Source organism: Micromonospora craniellae (assembly GCF_014764405.1).
In the GTDB taxonomy this organism is placed as follows: domain Bacteria; phylum Actinomycetota; class Actinomycetes; order Mycobacteriales; family Micromonosporaceae; genus Micromonospora; species Micromonospora craniellae.
On sequence record NZ_CP061725.1, the window covers coordinates 5351349 to 5374547 of the forward strand.

The window sequence follows — 23199 nt, forward strand, 5'->3', positions numbered from 1 at the left end:
GGCGTGTCCACCTTCGACGAGTACGCCGCGCTGGCCCGTCACCTCTGTGCGCAGCAGCGCGCGGGCGAGCAGGGTGTCGCCGACGAGGCCGAACGACGGCGTCACCTCGAAGCCGCCGTACAGTACCTGGACCAGCGGCTGAACGCCCAGGGCCAGCGCCTCGACGACCTCGGCCGCGCCATCGGCCTGGACCCGGGCGTCGCCGTCCCGCCCCCGGGCGTCCGGCCGGTCTCCGGCCAGCCGATGCCGCCCGGTGCCGCGCCGCTCTCCGCACCACCGGGCGTCCCGCCGGTGCCACCGGGCACCGCCCCGATCTCACGGGTGCCCGGGCCTGCGGAGCCACCATCCATCGCCGGTCATCAGCCGGTCTCCGAACCGTCGTCGGTCGGTGGCGCAGCCACCGCGCCGAGGCGGCCGGGTGTCGGGGCGTACTTCCATTCTGGTGTGGGGGAGGAGGGCCGGGCCCTGCCGGTGGTGGTCGGTACGACGGCGGCCGGGGCACCGGCCCAGCGGGCCGGTGAGGTCGATCCGGCGACGGAGCTGGAGCTCGCCCGGCGCTGGGCCGACGAGGCCGACCGGTACGCCCAGCAGACCGAATTCGTCGCCCAGCGGCCGGCGCTGCTGCCGACGTGGTCGCCGATGGCCCGAGCGGTCGCCGTCTACCTCGGCTTCTCCGGCGTCGCCGTGGTGTTGATGCTGGTCATGGTGCTCGCCTCCGGTGTGGGCGCGGTCAGCTTCGGCACGCTGATCGCCTGGATGTGTGCTGGTCTGCCCGCCGTGGCCCTGATCGGCGGCTGGCTGGTGCTCGGCCGCTGGGGTCGGCCCGCCGCCGGTGCCGCCACCCCACCGCGCTACCCACTGCTGGGCTTTCTGCTCTGCTTCCTGTCCGTCCCGCTCGCCTACTGCGGCTACCTGCTGATCTTCCGCACCCTGCGCTGATCCCGGTCTGCCTGACCCGCCTGTTGCTTGCGCGCCGCCCTGCCCCGGGTGCGATCGCCGTCCGGCTCGGAGGCGTCGCCGTGGTGCTCCTGGTGCTCACCGACGGCGGCTATCTGCTGATTCTCCGCATCCAGTGCTGATTCGGGTGGTTTCTGCTCACTGATGGCCCGGGCGGCGGCCTCCGCCACCGCCTCGGCACCGCCGCTCGTGGCTGCCCAGCCGCCCGTCGAGCAGGCTGCGCAGGGCGAACGTCGTCATCCCGGTCCGACTCTGGGCCCGGTGCGCGGCGTGCCGCCACGGATGGCCCGTAACGCGGTCGCGGCACCCCGGGCGGTGAGGTCGGCGGCGGCGTCCGGGGTGAACGGTGAGACGGGGGTCGGTTCGGCCCGGCCGTCGAGCCCGGCCGCCCATCTGTCGATCGCTCGCGCCGACCGCCAGCCGGGTGGCGACCAGGTCGAGCCGCCGTGCCGCCGCCGCGAAGCGGAGCGCCGCTCCGACCGGCTGCCGGGTGCCGCTCCGTCCGGCCCGGCGGCGCAGCGAGTCGTCGGAGGCGGCGAGCCACCAGCGGGTACGGGCGGCCAGGGCAGCGGCCCGGTCCGCGTCCGCCCGCGCGCTGCGCAGTCCGGCAAGCAGGTCGGCGGCCACGCCGGAGCTGGCCCGTGCCTCGCCGATGCCGGCGTGCACCAGCGCCAACGCCCGCCAGCACTCGGTCACCGCGTCCTGCCAGGGCAACCGCCGCCCCGGCGGCCCGGCACCGTGCAATGCGGCCCCGGCCCGGTCGGCCGCCGCGATGGTCGCCAGCCAGGCAGTGCGCAGCTCGTCGCGCGCGCCCTCGTGGCCCGGCAATGCCGACCCGCCGACATTCATGATTCTGCCCGTACGACGGCAGCCCTGACCAGCCGAGCGAAACGCGCATGATCGCAGGGGTACCCCAGCCCGCACTCGCAGACCTGCCGAAGTGACCCGAGAGGACGATGGAACTCCAGCTCCTCATCGGCCAGCCTCAGGTCTTCAGTGGACGCAAGTGGCACACCGTGTCTGAAGCCGTGTACGCAGCACCTGCCGGGTACGCAGCAACGGTGGTGCGGCTCGGGCACACTCATCGGGACGCCCGTACCGTGGCAGCCTTGACCAGCGTCGCGAAGCGCACCTCCGCGCAGGGGTAGTCGTCGCCGCACCCACACCGCAGGCGCGACACCGCGCGGGGCGCGTGGGCGATCAGGATGTCGTCGGCATCCGCGACGTCCTCCGCCGAGGCGAGCGGTGTCTCGCGCGGATGGGCGCAGCAGTGCTGCTGCACCGGCTGCGGTTGAGGTCGCGGCTGGGGCTGTGAGGTCGAAGGGCCGTCGTGGCGTGGGTCGTCGGGTTCGTGGCGCATGTCGTGGTCTCCCGTCCGTCGGTGCTCGCGATGGGCAGGTGCGGTGGGTGGGTCGTCTGGCCGCGTGCGGCGGCTCGCGGCACGCCCGGTCGGCCGGGGGGAATCGGCCGGCCGGGCGCTCTGTGCGGTGGGTGCGACCGGGCCTCATGGGTGCTGACCAGGGCATCGGATCGATTCGAGCCTACGATAGCAAGCTATCGCTGTCAAGGATTGCTTGCTATCGCAAGGTGGTCAGTGATCGAATGGAGGTGCTGACCAGGGAGTACTGCTATGTCACCGAGCCCGAAGTGGGTTGAACTCGCCGAGCACATCCGCCAACAGGTCGCCAAGGGTGAACTATCGCCAGGCGACAAGCTGCCGTCCACCGCGCAGTTGTGCCAGATCCACGGCGTGTCGGCGATCGTCGTGCGTAACGCGATGCTGACGCTGAAAGCCGAAGGGCTTGTCGTTGGCGTTCCCGGAGTCGGCGTATTCGTTGCGGAGCGGTGACCGTCTCCCGGTAAGTTCGTTGGACGTAGCTGGCCCGGTCATGGGTCAGGCGGTTTGTCGGGTTCGTGGCGCATGCCGTGGTCTCCCGTCCGTCGATGCTCGCGAAGGGCAGGTGCGCTGTTGGGTCGTCGGGCCGCGTGCGGGCGGCTTACGGGACGCCCGGTCGGCCAGAGGGAATCGACCGACCGGTTGCTCTGTGCGGTGAGTGTGACCGGCCTCGACTCTTTGTCGCGGAGCGCTGACCTGCAGCACTCAAGACCGACCTTGCCGTGTCCGTGGCTGCCCCCACCAACGTCGGATGGTCGCTCACGCTCGGATTCGGTGTGCGGGTGGTCGCGGTGCGTGTGCGGGTCTCGTACTCTCCTGTGTGGTCGTCGCTCGTGCGGGAGTGCGGGACCGTGTGCCGGGTGAGGCGGGGGAGGACGTGTGAGTGCTGCGGAGATGATCGCCAGGTTGGCGGCTGCGGTGCAGAAGCTTGATGAGGCGAAGGCGAAGACGGCTGCTGCTGCTCAGGATGCGGCTGAGGCGCGTCAGCTTGTCGCGGGTGCGTTGCAGGGTGTGGCTGCTGGTCCGTTGATCGGCGTGATCGACGCGTATCGGCAGGCGCTTGGTCAGGCTGCTCAGGGAGGGGAGCCGGCCAGGCAGCAGGTCCAGGAGACGATCACGAAGGTTCGTGCCTTGGGAAACTGACCACGGGTGGTGGCAGCGCAACCAGCCAGCCATCCACAGCAGGTACCTCAGTGTTCAGACGGCCGTTCAAGGGCGGCGGCAGGGCGGTGAACCGGCGGTCGGCTCCACCGCCAACCCGCCGAGAGCGATTCAGTTCGGAGGCCATCGCCTTGGGCGGGTCCGGTGCCGCCGTCATCTGGGCGAGCTTTGTGGAGTTTCTGCCGACCGTCCCGAAGACGATCGGTGGGGTCCTCCTGGCAGGCGTCGGTGCGTGGAGCGCGATCAAAGCGTGGCGGAACAAGCCGGACGAACGGAGGGGACGCGATGAAGATCGATGACGAGGTCGAGAACCGAGTTCGTACGACCCTGCATCATGTCGTCAAGCAGCAGTTAGGGGACTTCACGGACTCCGTCGCGTCCTACCCCGATGACCGGAGTCGGCGGCAGGCTCTCGAACTCCTCGTTGCCGTCACCCACTTTGTCGTTCTCGACGCCTATGGCGGGCTACCGACTGACGACGAGGTCCGCGACCTCGCTGAGACTGTCACCGATGCCGAAAGCTGGCTTCCGGTCTCTGTCGATGAGGTCGAGGGATACCTGAGGGCAGTGTTGGTCGGAAGGCCATTGGCCGAGGTGCTGAGTCCGACCACGGCCGTCGTGCTGGCGTTCGCCGTCACGGGGAGTCTGCTGTCGAGCCGATGCCAGCCTGACGGCGAGTGGTGGTTCAACTATTTGGACAAGGTGGAGGCGGCGATCGAGGCGGCGGGGTGATGGGCGTGTCGCGGGGTGGGGGCGAGCTGGATGGGTTCCGCGTCGGGTTCGTGCCGGACGGTATGGGCGGGGAGGTCTCGGACTTTGCCAGCGAGTGGGAGGACGTGGCCTTCGCCAGCCGCTTCTGGGAGCGGCAGACGCCCGACGGGCACCAGGTCGACCTACGTGTTCATGTTCTGCGCGGGGAGCGCCTGGTCGATCGTGAGGCTCTGCGCGAGTTCCTTGCCGCATACCAGGAGCGTGACCCCACGCAGTGGCAACTGGCGGAGTTCCCGCATGATGACGGTCCCGGTCTGGCCGGTGAGGCGGAGGCGTTCTGGCTGGTCGAGCCGGGTGTCGCGGGATGGGTGCTGACGTCGCCGGAGTTCGGCGCGACGACCGTTCCGATCGCGCAGGCCGTCCGGCCGGTGACGGAGGTGCGCTGAGCGTACCGAAGCTAGCTGTGTCTGACATGTAGCGTTCGGTAGAAGTCGATCACTGTGGCGGCTAGCATCCCGGGTAGGAAGCGTATCGATGCATCGCCTGTCCACGGAGGTTTCGGTGAGCAGCCTGCCCGATCAGAGTGGCGACACCGCAACAGTCGTCGAGATGAATGACGATCAATGGCGTGAGGCTGTCGAACAGGCGCTCGGCCGGCTTCACCTGACGTATCGTGAGCTCGCCGAGATGGCGAAGCGACGGGACTTCTCGTCGATCGAAGCCAAGAAGTTGTGGATGTCCATTGGCACCACACGTGCGTAGCTCGCTGGGCCGTAAGGCCCGCGAGTTCGCGGACACGTTGCAAGCTCTGCTCAACCAGACGGTGTGCGACCACGCGCAGGTCACCGTCGACATCACCGCCGACCGGGCCCTGGTGGGCACCCGGCTCGGCGGGTTGATGTCGGAGCCTGTTCCGCTCCGCTCCCACGCGCGTACGAGAATCTGGCTGGATGTGCAGTGTCGCCTCACGATGGACGGTGACGAGGGCGAGTTCCTGGCCGTCGAGGCGTCCTATTGCGGACTCAAGTTCGGCGATTCCATGGAGCCGCTGCTCCACTACGACTTCGAGCGGGACAAGGAGCAGTACACCGAGGCTCACCTCCAGGTGTGCGCGAGTCATCCGACCTTCGAGGCGTTCCTGCAGGAGACCGGCCGTAAGGGGCCGGGCGGCCTCAGCAAGATTCATCTTCCGGTCGGCGGCCGGAGGTTTCGGCCCTCGCTGGAAGACCTCCTCGAATGCCTGATCGACGAGGGTCTGGTGCGGCCGAAAGCGGGCTGGGAACAGGCTATCGGGAGGACCCGAGACGAGTATCGGCGCAAGCAGATCGCGGCGGTCGTCCGGCGGAACACTGGCACCGCCCAGGCCGAGTTGCAGCGGTTGGGATACCGGGTGGTCCCGCCGGACGACCAGCGCCTGCTGGCGAAGATCACGCGACTGATCACGCCGCGTCCCCGTTCCGGAGACCAGGAGCGCGGCGTCGGTCGGCAGCAGCAGTCCGGTGGCGGGCGGCGGACGAGTGATCGGCTGTCGGATATGCGATAACCGTCGCGTCGAGCTGTCCGCCGGCGGTGGACCGTCGATATTCTGACGCGTTCATCGGGGCCTATGGACGTGGGGGAAAGTGGATCCTCGACAGGTACGACGCTTGGCGGAACGCTCCGCGAACTTCGGTTTCCTGAGAGATCATTCTGTGCTGGTCTGGTATGGCGCAGGAGCCGAGTTGCTGGTCTATGTCGACGCCCAGGCGGCGATGTTCAAGATTCGCACCTTCGGCGACGAGATGGCCAAGGATCTGCTTCGCCGGACGAGTCAACAGCCACGCAAGGACTTCTACAGCCGGGTCGAGGCCCTGCACGCTGACGGCACGCTGACCCGCGACGTGTACCAGGCGTTCCACAGCCTGCGGGATCAGGGCAACAGGGCGGTGCACGACCATCTCGCCGAGGTGCGGGCCGCCCTGGAGATGCTGCGTACCGGCTTTGAACTGGGGTTGTGGTTTCATCGCGCGTTGACCGGCGACCGTTCGCCGATCGGGTTCGTCCCTCCCACGCCGCCGCCGCAGCAGGTGCCGCAGAGCGTCGCCGACGCGCTTCAGGCGGAGCTGGCCCGTTACCAGCAGGAACTGGCCGAGACCAAACTGCTGCTGGCCGGTAAGCCTTCGGTGGCGGTGGCGCAGGCCGACGCCGACCGGGACGCCGAGCGGGCGATCCGGCGGGCGGCAGCCGACCGCGACGAGGCCGTCGCCCTGGTGACCAGTCTCGCGCCGGAGGTCCGCGCCGCACAGGACGCGCTCGACGCCTCCGTCACCGGCAAGGTGTCCGCCGCCAAGCGCGAGGAGTTCATCAGCCGCGCCCGGCGGGCCTCGCGCGAGCCGCTCAACGAGACGCAGACCCGGGTCGAGATCGACCGGCAGCTCACCGCCGCCGGTTGGCAGGTCCAGGACGAGAACCAGATCAACCTGTACGCGGCCACGGGCGTCGCCGTCCGTGAGGTCACCCTGGCCACCGGGCGGGCCGACTACCTGCTCTATGTGGACCGGCTGCTGGTCGGCGTGATCGAGGCCAAACGCGAGGGCACCGCACCGCGCGGTGTCGAGGCACAACTCGACCGGTACCAGCGTGGGTTGACCGCCGAGCAGCGCATCTGTGCCTGGCGGCGGGACGAACCGCTGCCGTTCGGGTACGTGGCCACGGGCACCGAGACAGCGTTCGTGAACCGGCTGGACCCGTTTCCGCGTACCCGGGAGGTCTTTGCCTTCCACCGGGCGGAGACGCTGGCGCGCTGGATGCGTGAGGCGGACGACGACCCCGACGCGCCGACGCTGCGGGCCCGGCTGCGCCGGATGCCGACGCTGGACCCGCTCGGCCTGCGCCCGGCGCAGGTGGACGCGATCACCGGTCTGGAACTGTCGCTCGCCCACGACCGCCCGCGCGGGCTGGTCCAGATGGCCACCGGCGCGGGCAAGACCTTCACCGCGGTCACCGGCAGCTACCGGTTGCTCAAGCACGCCCGCGCCAACCGGATCCTCTTCCTGGTCGACCGCAACAACCTGGGCAAGCAGACCCTCCAGGAGTACGCGGGCTACCAGACCCCCGACGACGGCCGCAAGTTCGCCGAGCTGTACAACGTCGACCGGCTCTCCGGCGCCGGCATGCTGGCCTCATCCAACGTGGTCATCTCCACGATCCAGCGGCTCTACTCGGCGCTGCGCGGCGACGACCTGCCCGACCCGGACACCGACGATCGTGCCTTCGACGACTACGACCTGGACGCGCCCGCCGAGGTGGCCTACAACCCGGCCATCCCGCCGGAGACGTTCGACCTGATCGTGGTCGACGAGTGCCACCGGTCGATCTACGGCAAGTGGCGCGCGGTCATCGAGTACTTCGACGCGTTCGTCGTGGGCCTCACCGCCACTCCGGTGAACCAGACGCTCGGCTTCTTCCAGCAGAACATCGTCTCGTCCTACACCTACGAGCAGGCGGTCGCCGACGGCGTGAACGTCGGGTTCGACGTCTACCGCATCCGCACCGAGATCACCGACGGTGGGGCGACTATCGACGCCAGCACCGTCGTGCCGCTGCGTGACCGGCGCACCCGGGCCGAGCGCTATCAGGAGCTGGAGGACGACTTCACGTACGCCAGCAGCCAGGTCGGGCGCTCGGTGATCTCGAAGGGCCAGTTGAAGCTGGTGCTGGAGACGTTCCGGGACCGCCTGTTCACCGAGATCTTCCCGGGCCGTACGACCGTGCCGAAGACGCTCATCTTCGCCCGGGACGACAACCACGCCGAGGAGATCGTCACCATGGTCCGCGCGGTCTTCGGGCGGGGCAACGACTTCGCCACGAAGATCACGTACGCCTCGCGGCGGGACGGCGACAACCCCGACACGCTGATCCAGGCGTTCCGCAACAGCCCCGAACTGCGCATCGCGGTGACCGTCGACATGATCGCCACCGGCACGGACGTACGCCCACTGGAATGTGTCTTCTTCCTCCGCCCGGTACGCAGCGCCACCTACTTCGAGCAGATGAAGGGCCGGGGCGCCCGCACCATCGACGCCGCCGAGTTCCAGGCGGTCACGCCCGACGCTGAGGTCAAGGACCGGTTCGTCATCGTCGACGCGGTCGGCGTCACCGATGCCGAGCTGGACGAGGCGGTGCCGCTGCACCGGCACTCCGAGCAGCAGATCTCGCTGCGGGACCTGCTCCGCAAGGCCGGAACGCTGACCGCCGACCCGGACGAGGTGGCCACCCTTGCCGCCCGACTGGCCCGGCTTCACCAACAGCTCACCGACGACGAACGCGCCGAGCTGGCCGAGCTGGGCGGACAACCACTCACCGGCATCGTGCGCGGGCTGGTCGAGGCGGTCGCACCGGAACAGCTCAACCCCGCGAAGGAAGCCGGCCCCGCCGCCGTACGCGACCTGCTGGCCGACGCGCTGCGTCCGCTCGCCGCGAACCCGCCGCTGCGCGAGCGCATCCTGGAGATCCGGCGCGCGCACGACATCACCATCGACGAGGTGAACACCGACACCCTGCTGTCGGCGCGCGGCGTGCCGCCCGAGGAACTGGCCCAGGTCACGGTCAAGAACTGGCACGAATACCTTCAGGAACACCGCGACGAGATCACCGCGTTGCAGGTCTTCTATGAGGGACGCGGCCGGATCGGCTACACCGAACTCAACGAACTGGCCCGCCGCATAGCCCGGCCGCCGCAGGCATGGACCCCGGAGACGCTGTGGCGGGCGTACGTCCTGCTGGGGCGCGCGGTCGACGCACCCGGCGAGCGTACCGTGACCGACCTGGTCAGCCTCATCCGCTACGAGCTGGGCATCGACGCCGAACTGCGGCCCTACCGCAGCCTCGTGGAGGAACGCTTCCGTGGGTGGCTTCTCCAACAGGAACAGGCAGGCGCTAGGTTCACAGCCGACCAGACATGGTGGTTGGAGAGGATCAAGGACGTGATATCGGTCAGCGTGGAGATAACCCCCGACGACCTCGACGGCGCACCCTTCACCGAACGCGGCGGCATCGACGGGTACGCCGACACCTTCGGCACCCGCGCCGAACCCCTCCTCACCGAACTGAACCAGGAGCTATCCGCGTGACCAACCTGCCACCGGGCTGGGCAGAAGTGCGTCTTGGCGACATCGCTACCTCCGTCAAGAATGGCATATTCGTCTCACGGCCAGGTGCAGATCCTGGCGGCGTGCCGATCTTGCGCATTAGTGCCGTGCGGCCCGGTCATCTTCGAGTAGAGGATATCCGTTACACAGGACAGAATGCAGAAGCTCTGGCAGAGGCGGACTCCCTGCTGGATCCCGGCGATCTGGTTTTTACCCGTTACAACGGAAACATTGACTTTGTTGGGGCATGTGCAATCGTCCCGCAGAACGTTGGGCCGTTGACATATCCCGACAAGCTCATCCGTGTCCGAGTGGCCGCCAGTGTGGCCAGTTCGGCTTTCATTGCATATCTCTTTCAATCTCCCCGTGTTCGGCCCCAAGTTCGCGCGCTGGCGCGGACAACCGCAGGCCAGGCCGGTATTTCGGGGGCCAGCCTGAAGTCGATCAGCATCCCATTGCCGCCGCTCGCCGAGCAGCGGCGCATCGTCGGGTTGCTCGATAATCTACTTTCTCGTTGGAATGCGGGTTTGAATGCGCTGAACGCGACGACTCGTCGTGCTGATCGCTTACGCGAACAGGTGATGTACGCTGCTGGCGTCGGGCGGCTGGCGGGTGAATCATCGAAGAACTCTGCGCCACCTCCTGATCCGGCAGGGGTCGTCGATGGCGAGTTGCCCGACATTCCCGGCACTTGGCAGTGGAAGCGGCTGGGTGAGATCGCCGATGTCGTCGGCGGTGTCACTAAGGATGGCAAGAAGCAGGCAGACCCCGATCATGTCGAAGTCCCTTATCTGCGGGTCGCGAATGTTCAGCGCGCCCGCCTCGACCTTTCCAAGGTGGCGCTGATCAGGGTTTCTCCCAAGAAAGCCGAGCAGTTGAGGCTGCTGCCGGGCGATGTTCTTTTGAATGAGGGTGGCGACCGAGACAAGTTGGGGCGCGGCTGGATCTGGGAGGGGCGGATTCCTGACTGCATCCACCAGAACCATGTGTTTCGCGCCCGGATTGCGGACGGATTTCTGCACTCGAAGTTGCTAGCGTGGCATGCGAATGGCGGATTCGGCCGAAGTTGGTTCCAAGCCAACGGGCTGCAAAGTGTGAATCTCGCGTCTATCAGCCTTGGCAAAATGCGGCTGTTTCCTGTTCCTGTGCCACCTTTGGGTGTCCAGGACTACCTGGTCAAGACGGCTGAATATCACCTTTCGATGCTGGACGGTATGGAGGAAGCCGTATCCGTGGCGCGACAAAGGGCTGCAAACCTGCGGGCGTCGTTGTTGGCGGAGGCGTTCGCTGGGCGGTTGGTGCCGCAGGATCCGGATGACGAGCATGCCTCCGAGTTGCTCGCGCGGATCAGGGCCGAGCGGGAGTCCGCGTTGCCGAAGCAGAAGGCGCGTACCCGGCGTACCAAGAAGGAGCTGGCGGCACCGCCGACCAGGGTGACCGGTGACGACTACCAGCAGGAGGCGTTTCCCCTGTGAGCGTGAGGAGTGAGCGGAGCGAGCCCCGCAGTCGCGAACGGAGGACGGTTCGGTGAGCACTGTGGATTCGCGCCGGTTGGTGCAGAAGCTGTGGAACTACTGTGACGTGCTGAGGGACGACGGCGTGTCGACCATCGACTACGTGGAGCAGTTGACGTTCCTGCTGTTCCTCAAGATGGCCGACGAGCGGGCCCACCGGTCGTTGCGGCCGGAGCAGATCGTGCCGGACGAGTTGAGCTGGCAGACGTTGCTCGACGCGGACGGGGACGCCTTGGAGGTGCAGTACCGGCATGTGCTCACCGGGTTGGCCCGGGAGGGCGGGACGCTCGGCACGATCTTCCGGAAGGCGCAGAACAAGATCCAGGACCCGGCGAAGCTCAAGCGGCTGATCGTGGATCTGATCGACAAGGAGCAGTGGTCGAGCACGGGGGTCGACGTCAAGGGCGACGCCTACGAGGAGTTGCTGGCCCGGGGTGCGGAGGACACCAAGTCGGGGGCCGGGCAGTATTTCACGCCCCGCGCGCTCACCGCAGCGATGGTCGATGTCATGCTGCCCACCCCGGACGACACGATCACCGACCCGGCCTGCGGCACCGGGGGCTTCCTGCTGGCCGCCTTCGAGTACGTCCAGCGGCACCACGGCGCGAGCCTCACCCCCGACCAGCGCCGTCGGCTCGGCGGCGGTGCCGTCACCGGCACCGAGCTGGTCGACGGCACCGCCCGGCTGGCCGCGATGAACATGCTGCTGCACGGTATCGGCAACCCCGGTGGCGACTCCCTCATCACCGTCGGTGACGCGCTGGGCAAGCCGCCGTCGCAGCGGTACACCCTGGTGTTGGCCAACCCGCCGTTCGGCCGCAGCTCCACGATCCGCTCGGTGACCGAGAGCGGGCGGGCCTCCCGCGAGGAGCGGGAGATCGAACGCCCCGACTTCTGGGCGGCGACCGCCAACAAGCAGCTCAACTTCGTACAGCACATCGCGTCGCTGCTGGAGATCGACGGCCGCGCGGCCGTCGTCCTGCCCGACAACGTGCTGTTCGAGGGCGGCGCGGGCGAGACCATCCGCCGTCGGCTGCTCAAACAGTACGACCTGCACACGCTGCTGCGGCTGCCCACCGGCATCTTCTACGCCGGCGGGGTCAAGGCGAACGTGCTGTTCTTCGAGCGTCGGCGGGCCCGCGAGGAACCCTGGACCCAGAAGCTCTGGGTGTACGACTTCCGGACCAACCAGCATTTCACGCTCAAGCAGAACCCGCTGCGCCGCGAACACCTCCAGGATTTCGTCGACTGCTACCTGCCGGGCAAGGACCGGTCGGAGCGGGTGGAGACCGAGCGTTTCCGGGCCTTCACCTATGCGGACCTGATAGCCCGGGACAAGGTGAACCTGGACATCACCTGGCTGCGGGACGCCTCCCTGGACGACGTCGACGCGCTGCTGCCACCCGAGGTGATCGCGCAGGAGATCGTCGAGGACCTCCAGGCGGCGCTCCGCGAGTTCGCGGCCATCGCCGACGCGCTCGGCAGTTCCCGATCCGAGTCGGTCTGACCGATGTGGAGGATCGTGGCGGTGTAGCTGTTCGACACGCCGGGCCTGTGCCTGCTGCACTGCCACGATCCGGGCCGGTGCCGACCAGGCCGCGCCCGGGTGGCCTCCTCGTCGGGCGGGACGGTACGTGCTCGCGGGCGGTCGGCCTGCCCAGCCCCTCCACCGCAGCCTCGGCGCCGTCTCTCGCCCCCGCCAGCGCGCCTGCTCCCCACCACCGCGTCGATCATGGAGTCATGGCTACGACATAACGCTACAGACCATGGCAAACTCCTGACCACAACTCCATGATCGGCGCAGGTGTGGCCGAGGTCCGGCATGACGAGGCGCGGTGATCCGGACGCACGCCCTCGCGGTCAGCCGGGTCGCTCGGCGGTGGTGGCGAGGAGGTGGGCGAGTGCGGTCCGTGCGTTCTGGAGGGTGGAGATCCGGCGGTCGAGGCTGTGGAGCTGGTCCGCCAGGGTCGGCGTCGCGCAGTGTTCGAGCTCCGGGCCGGGCCCCTCGACGCAGGGGAGCAACTCGCGGATGACGCTCGTGGTCAGCCCGACGACCGGGTCCGTGCCCACCTGCGCGCGGCGCTGGAGCAGAGCCCGGACGATGTCTCGCTGCTGGCCACCGTGTACTCGTCGGCGGGTGAGTTCACTGTGGCCGGTCCGGACGACGAGCTGGCGGTGCTGGTGCGTACCGGCCCGGCCGCGTCCGGACCGCAGGGCCCGCTGGCGCTGGCCACAGTCGGGTACGAACGGGTCCTCCCGGCGGTGAAACATGTCGGCGAGGTCGCCAAGACGCACCTCCTCCGCCACGCCGTGGAACGGGGCTTCGACGACGCCGCCTTCGTGGACCGTCGGGGTCGGCTCAGCGAAGGGTTGATCTGGAACCTGGCCTTCTGGGACGGCACGTCGGTGGTGTGGCCGGAGGCCGAGATGTTGGGCGGGACCACGATGGGCATCGTGGCACCGGGCCTACCGGGCCGAACCGCTCACCGCTCCGTGAGGCGGTGCCGCGTCGGCAGACCGGTGCCCTGCGCGACACGCGGGTACGGACCGCGCGGGGTTGCGGCGGGACCTCCGGCACGGTACGCCATGCGTACGCAGATCGGCCGATGGATCCGGGTGCCGACCCGGCGGCGGTCTGAAAGTCGAGGACGAGATGGAATTCTTGACCAGTCCAGAGCTGTGGATCGCATTCGCGACCCTGCTCCTGCTGGAGATCGTGTTGGGCATCGACAACGTCGTGTTCATCTCGATCCTGGCCGGACGGCTGCCCGAGCACCAGCAGGCCCGGGCACGGACGATCGGGTTGTCGCTGGCCCTGATCACCCGTCTGCTCCTGCTGGCCTCGCTGTCCTGGATCATCGGGCTGACCGCGACGCTGTTCACCGTGTTCGGTCAGGAGATCTCCGGACGGGACCTGATCCTGTTCCTGGGCGGGTTGTTCCTGGTCGGCAAGGCGACGTACGAGATCCACGAGCATCTTGAGGGCGGCGATCACGGCCGCGCGAACAAGAAGGTCGTCTCGTTCGGCGTGGTCATCGCGCAGATCCTGGTGCTGGACGTGGTCTTCTCGCTGGACTCCGTGATCACCGCGGTCGGTATGGTCGACGAACTCGCCATCATGGTGGCCGCCGTGGTCATCGCGATGATCATCATGTTGGTCTCGGCCGCCGCGGTCAGCAACTTCGTCAACAAGCACCCGACGGTCAAGATGCTTGCCCTGTCCTTCCTGCTGATCATCGGTGCCAGCCTGATCGCGGAGAGCTTCGACCAGCACATCCCGAAGGGTTACGTGTACGGCCCGATCGCCTTCTCGATCTTCGTCGAGTTCCTCAACCTGCGGGTCCGGTCGCGCCAGCGCCGCCAGCAGGAGGCGCAGCCGGTGCAGTTGCACCCGACGTACGTCAAGGACGGCCAGGCCCGGCCCGAGCCCGAGCCCGAGAAGACCCCGGCCGGCTGACGACCGCACCGGCCCGGACGCCGCACGCACCCCATCGGGTGCGTGCGGCGTCCGCCGTCCGGCGGTGAGCGGGTCGGGTCGAATCCGATGAGCGGCAGATGCCGGTCACCGGTCCGTGCGACGCTCAGGGTTACCGCCGTGCGTGCTGCCGCAGGGCGGGATGAACTGTGGAAAGGAACGTGATGGCAGGAGAGCCTCGGGTCGACTTCGCGCTCGACACGTTCGAGTGCATCGTGCTGTATCCCGGCGCCGCCGGGCGGGCGTTGCCGGCCGAGACCATCCAGCGTCTCCAGGCCGAGCACGCCGAGCACATGGCGGCGTTGCAGCGCCGGGGGATCATCCTGGTGGCCGGGGCGGTGGACGGGAACGACGCCCGGGAGCCGGACCCGCCGCTCGGGTTCGGGCTGGCCCGCACCGGCTCGGTGGACGACGTCCGCAGCGTGATGGAGGCCGACCCTGCGGTGCAGGCCGAGCTCTATCGGGTGGACGTGATGACTTTTCTCTGCCCGGCGGGCTCGCTGGAGTTTCCGCTGGCCAAGACGGAGAGCTGAGTCGAGGGCGGGAGCGCCTCACCGTCCGTTGGTGTCAGGGGCGTACCATTCCGGCGCGCGGTCGCTGTTGCCCGCCGTTGACGTCCGGTGCGGCTTCGCCCGCCGGCTGCGCGCGTACGGCGCGCAGCGTTGGACAAATCGTTCCGCAACGCGCAAGGGGTCGGCCCGTGGTCCGACCCGGAGGAGAGACTAGCCTGATGGGCGTGACACGCCGCGCGAAGATCGTCTGCACTCTTGGCCCCGCCACCTCGTCGCCCGAGCGCATCCGTGGGCTCGTCGAGGCCGGCATGAACGTGGCGAGGCTCAACTTCAGCCACGGCAGCCACGCCGACCACGAAGCGGTCTACCGGCTCGTCCGGGAGGCAGCCGAGGCGGCCGGCCAGCCGGTGGCGGTCCTGGCCGACCTGCAGGGACCGAAGATCCGGCTGGGCCGGTTCGCCGACGGGCCGCACGAGTGGCGTACCGGCGACTCCGTCGTGATCACCGGCGACGAGATCCTGGGCAGCAAGGAGCGTGTCTCCTGCACGTACCGCAAGCTTCCGCAGGAGGTCAAGCCCGGTGACCGGCTGCTGATCGACGACGGCCGGGTCGCCGTCGAGGTCACCGACGTCACCGGCAACGACATCCGGGTACTGGTCACCGAGGGTGGGCCGGTCAGCAACAACAAGGGCGTCTCGCTGCCCAACGTCGCGGTCAGCGTGCCGGCCCTCTCCGAGAAGGACGCGGCCGACCTGCGCTTCGCGCTCGGCCTCGGTGTCGACCTGGTGGCGCTCTCCTTCGTCCGCTCCGCCGAAGACATCAAGCTCTGCCACGCGATCATGAGCGAGGTCGGCGTGCACCGGCCCGTACTCGCCAAGGTCGAGAAGCCGGAGGCCGTCGACCACCTGGAAGCGATCGTGCTGGCCTTCGACGGGGTCATGGTCGCCCGTGGCGACCTCGGTGTGGAACTGCCGCTGGACGAGGTCCCGCTGGTGCAGAAGCGCGCCGTGCAGCTCTGCCGGGAGAACGCCAAGCCGGTCATCGTGGCCACCCAGATGCTCGACTCGATGATCGAGAACTCGCGGCCGACCCGCGCCGAGGCCTCCGACGTGGCCAACGCGGTGCTCGACGGCGCCGACGCGGTGATGCTCTCCGGCGAGACCAGCGTCGGCAGGTACCCGGTGCTCACCGTCAGCACCATGGCCAAGATCGTCACCACCACCGAGGCCGGGTCCATCGCGGTGCCCCGACTCCAGCACGATCCGCGTACGCACGGCGGGGCGCTGACCGTCGCCGCCTCCTCCATCGCCCGGGCCATCGGCGCCAAGGCGCTGGTCGCGTTCTCGCAGACCGGTGACACCGTGCGCCGGTTGAGCCGGCTGCACTGCGACCTGCCGCTGCTGGCCTTCACCCCGGTCCCCGAGGTGCGCCAGCAGCTCGCCCTCTGCTGGGGCGTGGAGACCTTCCTGATGCCGTTCGTCGAGCACACCGACGACATGTTCCGGCAGGTCGACCAGGCGCTGCTCGGACTCAACCGGGGCAACCCCGGTGACCTGGTGGTGGTCGTGGCCGGCAGCCCGCCCGGCAGCCCCGGCTCGACCAACACGCTGCGGGTGCACCAGCTCGGATCGCTCGTCGACGCCGCCACCGCGAGGGCGTTGCAGTGACCGACGGCGAGGGGACCATCGTCGGCCAGGCCGCCGTCGACCAGCTGCTGGAGGTGCTCGACCTGGAGTCGACCGGCGCCATGTCGTTCCGGGGGATGAGCCCCCCGGTCGGCCCGCAGCGGGTCTACGGTGGCCAGGTCGCCGGCCAGGCACTGGTCGCGGCCGGGCGCACCGTCGCCCCGGAACGCGTGGTCCACTCGCTGCACGGCTACTTCGTCCGCCCCGGCGACCCGGTCGAGCCGATCGCGTACGAGGTGGAGAACATCCGCGACGGCCGCTCCTTCTCGGTACGCCGCTCGGTCGCCCTGCAACACGGCAAGCCGATCTTCTTCATGTCCGCCTCGTTCCAGCTCTCCCAGGAGGGGCTGGACCACCAGACCCCGGTCCCGCCGGACGTGCCCGCGCCGGACGCCGTTCCCACGATGGCCGACCGGCTGGCCCGTTACCCCGAACGGCTCGGCATCTGGGGACAGATCCCCCGACCCATCGACGTCCGCTACCTCGGTGAACCCGGCTGGGTACGCCCCGGTGAACGACCGGCCGACCCGTCCCCACGGGTATGGATGCGCATCGACGGCAAACTCCCCGACGACCCGCTGCTGCACGCCTGCGCCCTCACGTACGCCTCCGACCTGACCCTGCTCGACTCGGTGCTCTCCGCACACGGTGAGGTGTGGGGGCCGGGCGGGGTGGTCGGGGCGAGCCTGGACCACGCCCTGTGGTTCCACCGTCCGTTCCGCGCCGACGAATGGATCCTCTACGACTGCGCCAGCCCGTCCGCCTCGGGTGCCCGGGGACTGGCGACCGGCCAGATGTTCACCGTCGAGGGCCGGCACATCGCCAGCGTCGTGCAGGAGGGCCTGCTGCGCCGGGTGTGGGAGTAGGACGACCACGTGAACCGATCGGCCAAGGGGTGATCGTCCAGCTGGACCGGGCGGCCCGCTAACCTGTCCGGCATGCGACTCTCCGCTCGGGTGGACTACGCCCTCCGCGCGGTCACCGAGCTGGCCTCGGTGACCGGGGGTGGGCGCGGTCGCCCGGTGACCGCCGACCAGATCGCCCGCGCCCAGGAGATCCCCCCGAAGTTCCTGGAGAGCATCCTGCTGCAACTGCGCCGGGGCGGCGTCGTACAGGCGCAGCGTGGCCCGGAGGGCGGCTACTGGCTGGCCCGCCCGGCCGAGGAGATCTCCCTCGCCGAGGTGATCCGGGTGATCGACGGACCCTTGGCCCACATCCGTGGTCAGCGCCCCGAACAACTCGGCTACCACGGCGCGGCCCGCGCGTTGCAGGACGTCTGGATCGCCCTGCGCGCCAGCGAGCGCCAGATCCTCGAACTGGTGACCGTGGCCGACGTGGCCCAGGGCACGCTCCCCGAGCCGGTCACCACACTGGTCGCCGACCCTCGCGCCTGGACCTGACCTCTCCCACCCCAGCGGCCCTTCCGCTCCCGCCGAGCTTCGCCGGCACCGAAGCTGTGCGTTGCGCGGGCGGGCACGGGTAGCGGGCGGTGTCCGTGGGTCGTCCCACTGACCGATCAGGGGGTTGACCGGAGGGCATCGCGTACCGCATTCTCGACCAAGTTGATAGGAGATGCCGAAAAGTAGGGGGCGTCCGTGCGCAAGTTGCTCGTCATCGCACTGGTCGGGCTGGCCGCGCAACTGGTCGACGGTGCGCTCGGCATGGGCTACGGGTTGACGTCCACCACCCTGCTGCTGGTGGCCGGCGTCGCACCGGCTGCGGCGTCCGCCTCGGTGCACCTGGCCGAGATCGGCACCACACTCGCCTCCGGGGCGGCGCACTGGCGGTTCGGCAACGTCGACTGGCGGGTGGTTCGCAGAATCGCGCTGCCCGGCGCGATCGGCGCGTTCGCCGGGGCCACCTTCCTCAGCGCGCTCTCCACCGAGTCGGCCGCCCCGTGGATGGCCACCATCCTGTTCACCCTCGGCGCGTACCTGCTGGTCCGGTTCTCCCGGCCGCTGCGCCGCAACCCGGCCGCCGGCCAACTGCGCGGGCGTTTCCTCGGCCCCCTCGGGCTGGTCGCCGGTTTCGTCGACGCCACCGGCGGCGGGGGATGGGGGCCGGTCGCGACGCCGGCACTGCTGGTCTCCGGGCGGATGGAGCCGCGCAAGGTGATCGGCTCGGTGGACACCTCCGAGTTCGTCATCGCGGCTTCGGCCAGTCTCGGCTTCCTGATCGGCCTCGGCACCGGGGGCTTCCTGCTGCCGATGGTGCTCGCCCTGCTCGCCGGTGGTCTGATCGCCGCGCCGATCGCGGCCTACCTGGTACGGATCATCCCGGCACAGATGCTCGGCGCGGCGGTCGGCGGCGTGATCGTGCTGACCAACGCCCGCGTCCTGCTGGGCACCGCCGACCTGCCCAGCGCCGTGCCGGTGGTGGTCTACCTGCTGCTGGCCGCCGGGTGGGTGACCGCGCTGGTGCTGGCGGTGCGGGTGCTGCGGCGCACCCGCCGCGAGGGGGCACTCGCGGCGGCCACCGCCCCGGTCGACGATGCGGCGACGCACGCCGAGGGAACCACCTCCGCCGACGCCGACAGCAGCACCCGCGCCCTCTCCGGCGCGGATCGCTGACGGCCCGCGCGTCATCCGCTGCCGCACCGCCCTCGGCGACCCGACGCCCGGATCGCCGAGGGCCTGCACCCGCCGCCCGCGTCGTCCCGGCCCGCATCCGGCGCTGGCGTCGGCGCCCGGGGCTCAGTCGGCCGCGGGGAGCGCCGCCTGCGAGATCAGCTCCCAGGCCTCGTCCACATGGACCTTGGTGGTCTGCGGCGCGCCGACGGCCAGCCGCAGCGTGTGCCGGCCGGCGACCCGGGTGTGCGTCAGATAGATGCGGCCGGTGGCGTTCACCGCCGCCAGCAACCGCTCGTTCGGCTCGTCGGCGCCGCGCAGCCGGAAGCAGACCAGGGCGTACGGGTGCGGACCGACCAGTTCGAAGCGGTCGTCGGCGCGTACCCGGTCGGCGAAGCGGGCGGCCAGGGCGACGCCGCTGCGGATGTGCTCGCGTAGTCCCTCGACGCCGTACCAGCGCAGCACGAACCACAGCTTGAGCGCGCGGAAACGCCGGCCGAGCGGCACCTGCCAGTCCCGGTAGTCGATCACCGCACCGGACTCGGTGGCCGCGTTGCGCAGGTACTCGGGCAGCACGGTCAGCGCCTCGACCAGCTCGCCGGCATCGGCGACCCAGAACGCGTCGCAGTCGAAGCCGGTGAGCAGCCACTTGTGCGGGTCGAAGCAGTAGGAGTCGGCGTACTCCAGCCCCTCGTGGCCGAACCGCAGCTCGGGGCAGACCGCCGCGGAGCCCGCGTACGCGGCGTCGACGTGCAGGAAGACCCCGTGCTCGGCGCAGATCGGCCCGATCTGCGGCAATGGGTCCACGGCGGTGGTGGACGTGGTGCCGACGGTCGCCACCACCAGGGCGGGTGTCACCCCGGCGGCGATGTCCGCCTCGATCGCGGCGCGCAGCGCCTCCGCCGACATGGCCCGGGTGTCCGGGTCCACCTCGATCAGCCGTACGCCGTCGGCGCCGAGCCCGGCGATGCGGGCGGCCTTCTCCACCGAGGAGTGGCCCTCGGTGGAGGTGTAGACGCGGTAGCGCCGGTCCACACCGACCTGTCGCCACCGTCCTGCGGCGGCCCGGTGCACCGCCACCAGGGTGGCGACCAGCGTGGCGGAGGAGGCGGAGTCCTGGATGACGCCGCCGCCGGGGCCGGTGGAGCGGAACCTCTGCGGCAGGTCCATCAGGTCGGCCAGCCAGTCGAGCAGCACCGTCTCCATCTCGGTGCAGGCCGGGCCGGTGGCCCAGAGCATCCCCTGTACGCCCAGGCCGGAGCTGACCATGTCGCCCAGCACGCTGGGTCCGCTGGTGTTGGCCGGGAAGAAGCCGAAGAAGCCGGGGTGCTGCCAGTGGGTGAGCCCGGGCGTGACCAGCGAGTCGAGGTCGGCGAGTACTGCCTCGACCGGCTCGCCGTGCGTGGGCGGTCCGGCCGGTAACCGGGCGGCGACGGCGCCGGGTGGGTCCTGCGGGGTGACCGGACGCTCGTCGAGGGTGGTCCAGTAGTCGGCGATCCAGTCGACGACCGCGTACCCTGCCTGGCGGAACTCGTCGGGCGTCATGTGGGTTGCCATGCGGCGAGTCGATCAAGAACCGGGCGCGGTGGCAAGCACCCGGCGCGATTGTGTCGAGAAAGCGCTTGCCCTAGCATCACAGCTGCGCGGGGCCGCGTACACCGACGTCGATGCGTCGGGACTTCTGCCTTCAGCGCGGGGACGCCACCGTCGGACCGGGCACGCCGGCGCACGGGCGTGTACCGCGCGTGACCTCCTTCGGAGGGACGACCATGCCCCGCACCACCCGCCGGGCCGCTCTGCTGGCCACGGCAACCGCCACCATTGTCGCGGCCGGAGGGCTGACCACCCTCACCGCCTCGGCCGCCGCCGCCGGCTGCCGTGTCGACTACCGGGTCACCAACCAGTGGTCCGGCGGCTTCGGCGCCGACGTGACCGTGACCAACCTCGGCGACCCGCTCACCGGCTGGACCGTCACCTGGACCTGGCCCGCCGCCGGTCAGCAGGTCAGCCAGGCATGGAACGCCACCGTCAGCCAGTCCGGCGCCCAGGTCACCGCCCGCAACGTGGACTACAACGCGGCACTCGGCACTGGCGCCAGCACCTCCTTCGGCTTCAACGGCTCCTGGTCCGGCAGCAACCCGCCGCCGACCGCCTTCGCCGTCAACGGCACCACCTGCACTGGCACGACCCCACCGACCACCACGCTCCCGCCCGTCACGCCCACCCCGCCGCCGACCACCCCGCCGCCCACCACCCCGCCGCCCACCACGCCACCGCCGACCACGCCACCGCCCACCACCCCGCCGGCCGGCACGATGCAGGCGGAGAACCTCGACCGGGGACTGGTCAGCGTCCGCGCAGGCGCCGGCAACCTGGTCTCCTGGCGACTGCTGGGCACCGAGACCTCCGGCGTGGCGTTCAACCTCTACCGGGGCGGCACCCGGGTCAACGCCACCCCGATCACCGGCGCGACCAACTACCTGGACAACGGCGCCGCCGCCGGTAGCGCGTACACCGTGCGGGCCGTCGTCGGCGGCGTCGAGCAGGCCGCCTCGGCGCCCGCTCTCCAGTTCCCGGCCGGCTACCTGGACGTGCCGTTGCAGATCCCGCCGGGCGGCACCACGCCCAGCGGCGAGGCGTACACCTACTCCGCCAACGACGCCAGCGTCGGCGACCTCGACGGTGACGGCCGCTACGAGTTCGTCGTCAAGTGGGACCCCTCCAACGCCAAGGACAACGCGCATTCCGGCTACACCGGCAACGTCTACGTCGACGCGTACACCCTGACCGGCACCCGCCTGTGGCGGATCGACCTGGGCCGCAACATCCGCGCCGGCGCCCATTACACCCAGTTCCAGGTATACGACTACGACGGCGACGGCGACGCCGAGGTGGCCATGAAGACCGCCGACGGCACCCGCTCCGGCACCGGACAGGTCATCGGCAACGCCGGCGCCGACCACCGCAACTCCGGCGGATACGTCCTCGCCGGACCCGAGTACCTGACCATGTTCGACGGACGCACCGGCGCCGTCCTCTCCACCGTCGACTACGACCCGCCGCGCGGCAACGTCTCATCCTGGGGCGACAACTACGGCAACCGCGTCGACCGGTTCCTCGCCGCCACCGCCTACCTCGACGGGCAGCGCCCCTCGCTGATCATGGCCCGGGGCTACTACACCCGCGCGGTGATCGCCGCCTGGGACTTCCGCAACGGCAGCCTGACCAAGCGCTGGACCTTCGACTCCAACGCCTCCGGCAACGGCGCCGCCGCAGGCCAGGGCAACCACGGCCTCTCCGTGGCCGACGTCGACGGCGACGGCCGCCAGGAGATCGTCTACGGCGCCGCCACCATTGATGACAACGGCCGCCTGCTGCACTCCACCGGCACCGGCCACGGCGACGCCATGCACGTCGGCGACCTGGATCCGGCCCGCCCCGGCCTGGAGGTCTTCAAGGTCAACGAGAGCGGCAGCCAGCCCAGCTCCTACCTCGCCGACGCCCGCACCGGGCAGCGCATCTGGTCCACCCCGGCCGGCGGCGACAACGGCCGAGGCGTCTCCGGCGACATCTGGGCCGGCAGCCCCGGCGCCGAATCCTGGTCGTCCGCCGTCAGCGGCCTGTCCAACACCCGAGGCCAGAACGTCGGCCGCAAACCGTCCTCCACCAACTTCCTGATCTGGTGGGACGGCGACCCGGTACGCGAACTGCTCGACGCCACCCGGATCGACAAGTACGGCCCGAACGGCGACACCCGCCTGCTCACCGGCAGCAACGTCGCCTCGAACAACGGCACCAAGTCGACGCCCGCGCTCTCCGGCGACATCCTCGGTGACTGGCGGGAGGAGGTCGTCTGGCGGACCAGCGACAACCGGGCCCTGCGGATCTACAGCACGCCCACCCAGACGAGCACCCGCCTGCCCACCCTCATGCACGACCTGCAGTACCGGGTGGCCATCGCCTGGCAGAACACCGCCTACAACCAGCCACCACACCCGAGCTTCTTCCTCGGCGACGGCATGACCACCCCGCCGGCACCCCGCATCTACCTGCGTTGACGTCGAGGTGAGAAGGCGGTAGGACAGAAACGGA

20 protein-coding genes and 1 pseudogene are annotated in these 23199 nt (G+C 69.8%); 18 read left to right on the top strand and 3 right to left on the bottom strand.

Annotation, left to right across the window (positions count from 1 at the left end):
- Positions 1-3: 3 nt before the first annotated feature.
- A complete protein-coding gene (locus tag ID554_RS24270; protein ID WP_117227105.1) occupies positions 4-939 on the top strand; it encodes a hypothetical protein in 936 nt (311 codons plus the stop codon).
- A gap of 156 nt (positions 940-1095) precedes the next feature.
- Here ID554_RS24270 and ID554_RS24275 read toward each other — a convergent pair whose 3' ends face one another.
- Together ID554_RS24275 and ID554_RS24280 are read right to left on the bottom strand one after the other, a co-directional pair.
- Positions 1096-1806 carry a hypothetical protein gene (locus tag ID554_RS24275; protein WP_147333407.1) on the bottom strand — a complete coding sequence of 237 codons (711 nt, stop codon included), beginning with the start codon at positions 1804-1806 and terminating at the stop codon, positions 1096-1098.
- A 232-nt stretch (positions 1807-2038) separates the two neighbouring features.
- Entirely contained in the window at positions 2039-2239 is a 201-nt protein-coding gene (locus tag ID554_RS24280; RefSeq protein ID WP_117227107.1) for a hypothetical protein, read from the bottom strand.
- Between the two features lie 348 nt (positions 2240-2587).
- On the opposite strand from ID554_RS24280, the gene ID554_RS24285 reads away from it, so the two are divergent.
- From ID554_RS24285 to ID554_RS24360, 16 genes and pseudogenes are all read left to right on the top strand, one after another.
- On the top strand, positions 2588-2806 hold the full coding sequence (locus ID554_RS24285) for a winged helix-turn-helix domain-containing protein (RefSeq protein ID WP_117227108.1): 219 nt from the start codon (positions 2588-2590) through the stop codon (positions 2804-2806).
- Positions 2807-3232: 426 nt separating this feature from the next.
- Positions 3233-3496: a DUF6244 family protein gene (locus tag ID554_RS24290; RefSeq protein WP_117227109.1), complete on the top strand. Its 264-nt coding sequence runs from the start codon at positions 3233-3235 to the stop codon at positions 3494-3496.
- Between the two features lie 303 nt (positions 3497-3799).
- Positions 3800-4246: a hypothetical protein gene (locus ID554_RS24295; RefSeq protein WP_117227110.1), complete on the top strand. Its 447-nt coding sequence runs from the start codon at positions 3800-3802 to the stop codon at positions 4244-4246.
- 5 nt (positions 4247-4251) lie between these two features.
- The gene (locus ID554_RS24300) at positions 4252-4671 is read left to right on the top strand and encodes a hypothetical protein (protein ID WP_147333409.1); all 420 of its coding nucleotides are present in this window, start codon (positions 4252-4254) and stop codon (positions 4669-4671) included.
- Positions 4672-4786: 115 nt separating this feature from the next.
- Positions 4787-4987 carry a hypothetical protein gene (locus ID554_RS24305; RefSeq protein ID WP_117227112.1) on the top strand — a complete coding sequence of 67 codons (201 nt, stop codon included), beginning with the start codon at positions 4787-4789 and terminating at the stop codon, positions 4985-4987.
- A complete protein-coding gene (locus ID554_RS24310) occupies positions 4980-5768 on the top strand; it encodes a hypothetical protein (RefSeq protein ID WP_117227113.1) in 789 nt (262 codons plus the stop codon). The genes ID554_RS24305 and ID554_RS24310 overlap by 8 nt, the downstream gene beginning before the upstream one ends.
- Positions 5769-5946: 178 nt before the next feature.
- Positions 5947-9336 (top strand): DEAD/DEAH box helicase family protein, encoded by a 3390-nt coding sequence (locus ID554_RS24315; RefSeq protein WP_263407305.1) that lies wholly within the window; start codon positions 5947-5949, stop codon positions 9334-9336.
- The gene (locus ID554_RS24320; protein ID WP_158573698.1) at positions 9333-10829 is read left to right on the top strand and encodes a restriction endonuclease subunit S; all 1497 of its coding nucleotides are present in this window, start codon (positions 9333-9335) and stop codon (positions 10827-10829) included. Before ID554_RS24315 ends, ID554_RS24320 begins: the two co-directional genes overlap by 4 nt.
- 52 nt (positions 10830-10881) lie before the next feature.
- A complete protein-coding gene (locus tag ID554_RS24325) occupies positions 10882-12375 on the top strand; it encodes a type I restriction-modification system subunit M (RefSeq protein ID WP_117227115.1) in 1494 nt (497 codons plus the stop codon).
- A 473-nt stretch (positions 12376-12848) separates the two neighbouring features.
- Positions 12849-13259 (top strand): annotated as a pseudogene (locus tag ID554_RS33210) (aminotransferase class IV); the annotation flags it as partial.
- 262 nt (positions 13260-13521) lie between these two features.
- A complete protein-coding gene (locus tag ID554_RS24335) occupies positions 13522-14325 on the top strand; it encodes a TerC family protein (protein WP_117227116.1) in 804 nt (267 codons plus the stop codon).
- Between the two features lie 182 nt (positions 14326-14507).
- Positions 14508-14876 carry a YciI family protein gene (locus ID554_RS24340; RefSeq protein WP_117227117.1) on the top strand — a complete coding sequence of 123 codons (369 nt, stop codon included), beginning with the start codon at positions 14508-14510 and terminating at the stop codon, positions 14874-14876.
- A gap of 197 nt (positions 14877-15073) precedes the next feature.
- Positions 15074-16522 carry a pyruvate kinase gene (gene pyk, locus ID554_RS24345; RefSeq protein WP_117227118.1) on the top strand — a complete coding sequence of 483 codons (1449 nt, stop codon included), beginning with the start codon at positions 15074-15076 and terminating at the stop codon, positions 16520-16522.
- The gene (locus ID554_RS24350; protein ID WP_223884223.1) at positions 16519-17406 is read left to right on the top strand and encodes an acyl-CoA thioesterase; all 888 of its coding nucleotides are present in this window, start codon (positions 16519-16521) and stop codon (positions 17404-17406) included. Before pyk ends, ID554_RS24350 begins: the two co-directional genes overlap by 4 nt.
- 72 nt (positions 17407-17478) lie before the next feature.
- The gene (locus ID554_RS24355; RefSeq protein WP_117227119.1) at positions 17479-17940 is read left to right on the top strand and encodes an RrF2 family transcriptional regulator; all 462 of its coding nucleotides are present in this window, start codon (positions 17479-17481) and stop codon (positions 17938-17940) included.
- Positions 17941-18135: 195 nt separating this feature from the next.
- Positions 18136-19110 carry a sulfite exporter TauE/SafE family protein gene (locus tag ID554_RS24360; protein WP_117227120.1) on the top strand — a complete coding sequence of 325 codons (975 nt, stop codon included), beginning with the start codon at positions 18136-18138 and terminating at the stop codon, positions 19108-19110.
- 123 nt (positions 19111-19233) lie between these two features.
- On the opposite strand, the gene ID554_RS24365 is transcribed toward ID554_RS24360, so the two are convergent.
- Positions 19234-20664, bottom strand: coding sequence for a pyridoxal-dependent decarboxylase (locus ID554_RS24365; RefSeq protein ID WP_223884224.1), 1431 nt, complete (start codon positions 20662-20664; stop codon positions 19234-19236).
- Between the two features lie 212 nt (positions 20665-20876).
- Between ID554_RS24365 and ID554_RS24370 the strand changes: the two genes are divergently transcribed.
- A complete protein-coding gene (locus tag ID554_RS24370; RefSeq protein WP_117227122.1) occupies positions 20877-23165 on the top strand; it encodes a rhamnogalacturonan lyase family protein in 2289 nt (762 codons plus the stop codon).
- Positions 23166-23199: the final 34 nt, after the last annotated feature.

Bases quoted from the DNA above. Each gene is read 5' to 3' on its own strand.
- ID554_RS24355 (WP_117227119.1), top strand. From the start codon at position 17,479: ATGCGACTCTCCGCTCGGGTGGACTACGCCCTCCGCGCGGTCACCGAG.
- ID554_RS24365 (WP_223884224.1), bottom strand. From the start codon at position 20,664: ATGGCAACCCACATGACGCCCGACGAGTTCCGCCAGGCAGGGTACGCG.
- pyk (WP_117227118.1), top strand. From the start codon at position 15,074: ATGGGCGTGACACGCCGCGCGAAGATCGTCTGCACTCTTGGCCCCGCC.
- ID554_RS24370 (WP_117227122.1), top strand. From the start codon at position 20,877: ATGCCCCGCACCACCCGCCGGGCCGCTCTGCTGGCCACGGCAACCGCC.
- ID554_RS24275 (WP_147333407.1), bottom strand. From the start codon at position 1,806: ATGAATGTCGGCGGGTCGGCATTGCCGGGCCACGAGGGCGCGCGCGAC.
- ID554_RS24340 (WP_117227117.1), top strand. From the start codon at position 14,508: ATGGCAGGAGAGCCTCGGGTCGACTTCGCGCTCGACACGTTCGAGTGC.
- ID554_RS24285 (WP_117227108.1), top strand. From the start codon at position 2,588: ATGTCACCGAGCCCGAAGTGGGTTGAACTCGCCGAGCACATCCGCCAA.
- ID554_RS24335 (WP_117227116.1), top strand. From the start codon at position 13,522: ATGGAATTCTTGACCAGTCCAGAGCTGTGGATCGCATTCGCGACCCTG.
- ID554_RS24295 (WP_117227110.1), top strand. From the start codon at position 3,800: ATGAAGATCGATGACGAGGTCGAGAACCGAGTTCGTACGACCCTGCAT.